Annotated in this window: 3 protein-coding genes; all 3 read left to right on the top strand. The window is 69.6% G+C overall.

The genetic code is table 11. The features are described 5' to 3' along the window. Positions 1-1,192, top strand: a 1,192-nt coding sequence (locus tag ACFC0B_RS40800; RefSeq protein WP_376098549.1) for a hypothetical protein, incomplete at its 5' end; no start/stop codon positions are given. Then, on the top strand, positions 1,189-1,389 hold the full coding sequence (locus tag ACFC0B_RS40795; protein ID WP_375847193.1) for a hypothetical protein: 201 nt from the start codon (positions 1,189-1,191) through the stop codon (positions 1,387-1,389). The genes ACFC0B_RS40800 and ACFC0B_RS40795, both read left to right, overlap by 4 nt. Positions 1,390-1,749: 360 nt before the next feature. Then, positions 1,750-4,083, top strand: coding sequence for a type IV secretory system conjugative DNA transfer family protein (locus ACFC0B_RS40790; protein WP_375847194.1), 2,334 nt, complete (start codon positions 1,750-1,752; stop codon positions 4,081-4,083). The last annotated feature ends 893 nt before the right edge of the window (positions 4,084-4,976 follow it).

The raw sequence follows: 4,976 nt of genomic DNA, 5'->3' as shown, positions 1-4,976 counted from the left end.
GGAGACGGTGACCCGGCCGGGCCGGGCCCACTCGGTGGTGCGGCCGGCGGAACCGCCGGCTGTTCCGCGGGACTGGGATCTGATGCTGCTGCGCGGTGAGCTGGCGCTCGCCGGGCTGCTGTCCCTGGTGACCGTCGTGTGGTCCACGTACTCGATCGGTGACCTGCTGGGCGGCTCGTGGGCCGCGTACGGCGGCGCGATCACATTCGATGTGGCGTGGCTGGCGGTGCAGGGAATGGAGTGGCTGGCCCGCTACCAGCCCGACCGGCGCGGCCGGGCCCGGAGGGTGGGCCTGGCGCTGCTGGCGGTGTCCGTCGGTGCCATCACCTACCACGGCCATCTGCATGGGGCGCTGGCACAAGGCGCGTTTGGTGCCGGGATCGCGCTGGGCGCCAAGCTGCTGTGGAGCACGGTGCTGTCGCATCTGGTCTGTGAGCTGGACCCGGACACGCAGGCCTGGGTGGACGCGGAGCACCGCGAGGCGCACGCGATGCTGGCGACCGCGACCGTGCACCGGACCTCGGAGCGGGCGCGTGGGCAGGCTGCAGCGCACCGCCGCGCGGTCGAGGTGCAGTACGGCGTCAGCCTCGACGAGCACCAGGTGCAGCGCGTCGACGAGCACCAGGTGCTCGACGTCGAGCCGGAGCCGGAGCCGTGGACGGTTCGGGAGGACGCGGTCAACCGCGCGGTCGTCGACCAGATCCGGGCACGGGCGATCGCGTCCACCTACGGCACCGCCGGGCGCGAGTGGCGCTCGGCCATGGACCAGGCGAACCGCTCGATGATGGCGGCCGTGGACGCGGGCGCCAGCACGGCCACGGTGCTGGAGCAGGTGGAGCGGCACCGCAGCGCCCGCCGGATCTCTGGGGACTCCCCGCGGATGGGCGGATACCCGCAGGCCACAGACGCGGAGACGCCCCCGCCCGTCCGCCCGGTCTCCGGGAACCCCCCGGCGGAGGACGCCGGGCCGGAGGACGACGAGGAGCGGGTGCCCGCGCAGCGTCCGCCCTCGGCCCGCACCCTCACCCACGGGCTGGCACGGGCCGGGATGAGCCCCGAGGCCGTCCGGCAGACCCTGGGCGCGATGGGCATGCAGGTCTCGCCCGCGACCGTCGACCGGTACGTCAGGGAGGCGCGGCAGCAGCCGCAGGCGGCTCCGGCCGCCGAGCCGGAGCAGGGGTGGTACCCGTGACCGGGCCGGAGCCGCAGCGCGGCTACACCGCCTGGGAGACCGCCCAGCTCGCCCTCCTCGTGGGGCGGCTGGCCGCCAAGGGTCACCCAACCCGGGGCATCGACCGGCAGATCGAGGCCGTCAAGGCCCGTGCGGTTGAGCGGGAGGCGCGGCAGGACGCGGAGCGCGAGGAGCGCGCCGCACAGCGCAGGAAGTGACCGACCGGCCGGGCGCCCGCGGGCGCCCGGCCCTTGCTCGGGAGGCCCGATGGCACGCGGCACCGTGACCCCGGCACAGCTCCAGCGGCTGAGCGGACCTGTGGCCGGCCAACTGCTGCTGTGGGACCGAGGGTTGGCGGACACATCACCCAACACCGGCAATACCAGGACAAACAAAACCGGCCCGGCGGACTCTTCCAGCGCCACCCCGGATTCTCGGGTGCCGCCTGTCAGTCCCACCAGCCACGATCGGTAGCAGCGCCCACACAAGGGATCTCACCCGCCCGGCAGGCCAGCGTCCTGGCAGACCACCTGCCGGGCGGGGGTGATCCCCAGACACGGAGCACCAGGGAGCACCACATGAGCATCTACCACCAGGCAGCAGCCGAATCCGGCACCGACCACACCGGCCACCAAACCGGCTTGATCCACGACGCTGTCGCCCTCACCCACGGGCACTGGATGCCCGTGCTCGTGGGCGGCGCGGTCGTCGTGGGCGCGCTGTACGGCATCGGCACCCGCCATCGCGAGGAGAAGGGCAAGCCCGCCGCCAAGGGCAGCCCCGCCAACGCCTTCATTGAGGACACCTTCGAGGGGCTGGCCGTGGTCACCAAGCGCGTCTGCACCCTGTGCTGGCGGTTCCTCACCGGCAAGGAGATGCGCGGCAAGGCGCGCACCAACGCCTCGTTCTGGCGCCCCGGCACCGTGAGCACCGACCCGCTGTCCACGGCCGAGCTGGGCGCCATCGCGCTGCCCGCCGCGGACGCGACCGCCGGCCCCGCCATCGACTGGGACCGGCTAAGCAAGCGGCTGTCGGACATGGCCCGGATGCCGCCGTGGGTCGCGCGGGCGGTCGCGGCCGCGGGCCGGGGTCTGAGCGCCACATGGGCCGCTGTGCGGACCGTGGGCCGGGGGCTGGGCCGCTGGCACCACTGGCGCTACGCCGGGCGCTCAGCGGCCCGCGTGGGCGGGCTGACCACGGCGGCCGGGCTGATCCTGGAACCCGCCTGGACGATCCTCGCGCTCGCGGCCGCGGTGCCGGTCACCCTCGTCACGGCCGGAGCCTGGGGCAAGGGCTACCAGGCCACGGACGCGGAGACCTACGGCCCGGGTCTGTGGGCCTCCCTCACGCAGGTGCTGCGCCTGGGCCAGGAGGACCAGGAGCGCGGGCAGGACTACTGGCTGAGCATCCCGGACGACCTGAGCGCGGAGAGCGCGCGGATCACCATCCGGGTCCCCCTGCACTGGTCCGGCACCGAGGGCGAGCGCAGCCTCATGGCGCAGGCGATCCAGGCCAAGGTGCCCGGTGAGTGGGTCGCCAGCTACCACCTCGCGGGCCGCTCCCCTTACGCACAGTGGTCGCCGAAGCCCGCACCCCGCCCAATGCCCCAGCTGCCCACCCAAGTTGCATGGAAGTCGTCCGGCACGGCCCATAAAGTCTACGTGGGCAAGACGATCGAGGGTTATGAAATCGTCGATCAATTTGTTTTCACGCAAACCGCGACTCCCCATTGGGGCGTGGCCGGTGACACCGGATCGGGTAAATCCACGGTCCTCTACATGGCCGTTGTCCATGCTAGGCAGCACGGAGGGCTCGTAGACATCCTCGACACCAAGGTGAATTCCATGGCCGAGGCATTCGGACAGTCGGGCGTTCGCATCCACACCACCACCCGCGCATGCATCGGCGCCTTCGCGGAATTCCTGGTGTCCATCCTCGCCGCCGAGCAGGCCGTTCAGGAAGGCGCAGACCCGAAACTGCGCGACGAACTGACGCCACGCACGCTCGTGGTGGACGAACTCCCGACGCTGATCCGGTTCGCCTACACCTGGTGGAAGCACGGCATCAAGCAGAAGGGCGCCCCGCCGTTTATCGACTGGTTCACCATCATCCTCATGATGGGCCGTTCCTCGAATCACCGCGTGGTGGTCGGCAGCCAGCAATTCGACAATGCACTGTTCGGCGGGACGATCGGACGCAAGCAGATCGGCACCAAGATTGTGGTAGGCAAGCAGGATATGGTCTCGTGGGGAGTGGCATTCGGACAGAACGCGCCGCGCCTCTCCTACGACACGGAAATCCCCGGCCGCGGAGCCTACGCGGATAAGCGCATGGACCCCGAGGGCGGAGATTACGCGTACGTCCGGGAATTCCAGCCCGCGTACATCACCCCGGAAGTCCGCGAATTGCTGGCAGCGTGCGAAAAGGCGCCCCAATGGTTCGATGACGGGGAAATGGCACCCTGGATCACCCCCGAGGCCCTGGCCGAGGCACAGGAGACCGCAGCCACCACCGAGTTCATGCCCGGCGGGGACTTCGCACCCAAGGTCCCCACGGTTGTCCCGGGCCACGCCAGCACGGGGGTCGGGGTGCCCAGCCCCAGGTCAGAGCCGGGACACGGTGCCTCCGGGACGGCCGAGGGGACAGCGGCCGGGACAGCCGGAGCATCGGCCGGCCTTGCCGCCGAGGTGGCCGAGGACCAGGCGCTGCCGGAGACCTACAGCCTGCGTGAGCACTGCGAGCGCGGCACCCTCCCGTGGGGCTACGAGACCGCCCGCAAGTACCTGCTCCAGCGTTCCGAGAAGCGCGGGATCACCGTTCCCGAAGGCATCAGTGACGGAAAGGTCACCTACTACACCGAGGATGAGCTAAGGGAATGGCTCTGGGAATGGAAAGACAAGACACCCGCGTAACCTGCTGATTTGCACAACGACGGCCCCGGGCTCTACAGTCCGGGGCCGTCGGCATTCCTACCCGAAAGGAAGCGTGAATGTACCTCTCAGACAGCTACCGCCCGCCCTCCTGTGAGGACTGCGGCGGAAGCCGATGCAGCCTATGCGGAAAGCATTACTGCTGCGATGAATGCCCCAACTGCGGAGGCGGCTGCATCTGTGATTGCAACTGCCCCACCCTGCGAGAGGATGACGGAATCTGGTAACCAAATCAAAGCGGCCGGATAAGCCTTTCCATAAGCCCGTAATAATCGTCTTGATAAACTCGTCTGCACGCTGGCAATTCGGGGCGACGGGCATTAGACCAGGTAATTCGGTCAGAGAAATTGCGGGCGGCCCCCTCGAAGGGTCGCCCGCAGTGCGTTTGCCCAGGTCAGCGGGCTGCGAACGCTCAAGAGGCCCAGAGCGGCCAGCCGGTGACCACCCCTCAGAGAGGGTGTGGCCACGATCCACCAACCGTACATGCTGCATCAGGTGTCGATGCCCCCACGTAGCGATCTGTACCCATCTCAGAGCCTCTGACGAGCCGTCTGGACTCATCCCCCCGAGAAGGGGTGAGAAGCCGTCAGCAAGGCATACAGAGCCGCAGCGTGGGGGTGTGGGGTGGCCCAGACTCTATCTAGACTACGTTTTGATGCACACCACCACGGGCAGTCGCAAAGAAGAGCCGCCCGGCCACCCCTCCCCGTAGCCAGCCGCCCGCGTAGCGGGCCCCCAGGGAGGGAGCGAAGCGGACGACCGAACTGGCCAAAGGCCAGTCCTCCCCGCCCGGCCATCGGCCGGGGCTCGGCGCAGCCGAGCAAGTCACCGCGAAGCAGTGACACACCGTCACGAAGTGACGGTCACTGCCAGAG

It is taken from the genome of Kitasatospora sp. NPDC056184, from assembly GCF_042268405.1.
Taxonomy (GTDB): domain Bacteria; phylum Actinomycetota; class Actinomycetes; order Streptomycetales; family Streptomycetaceae; genus Kitasatospora.
Note: the sequence above shows the minus strand (reverse complement) of the source record. Positions and strands in the feature narration are given on the sequence as shown.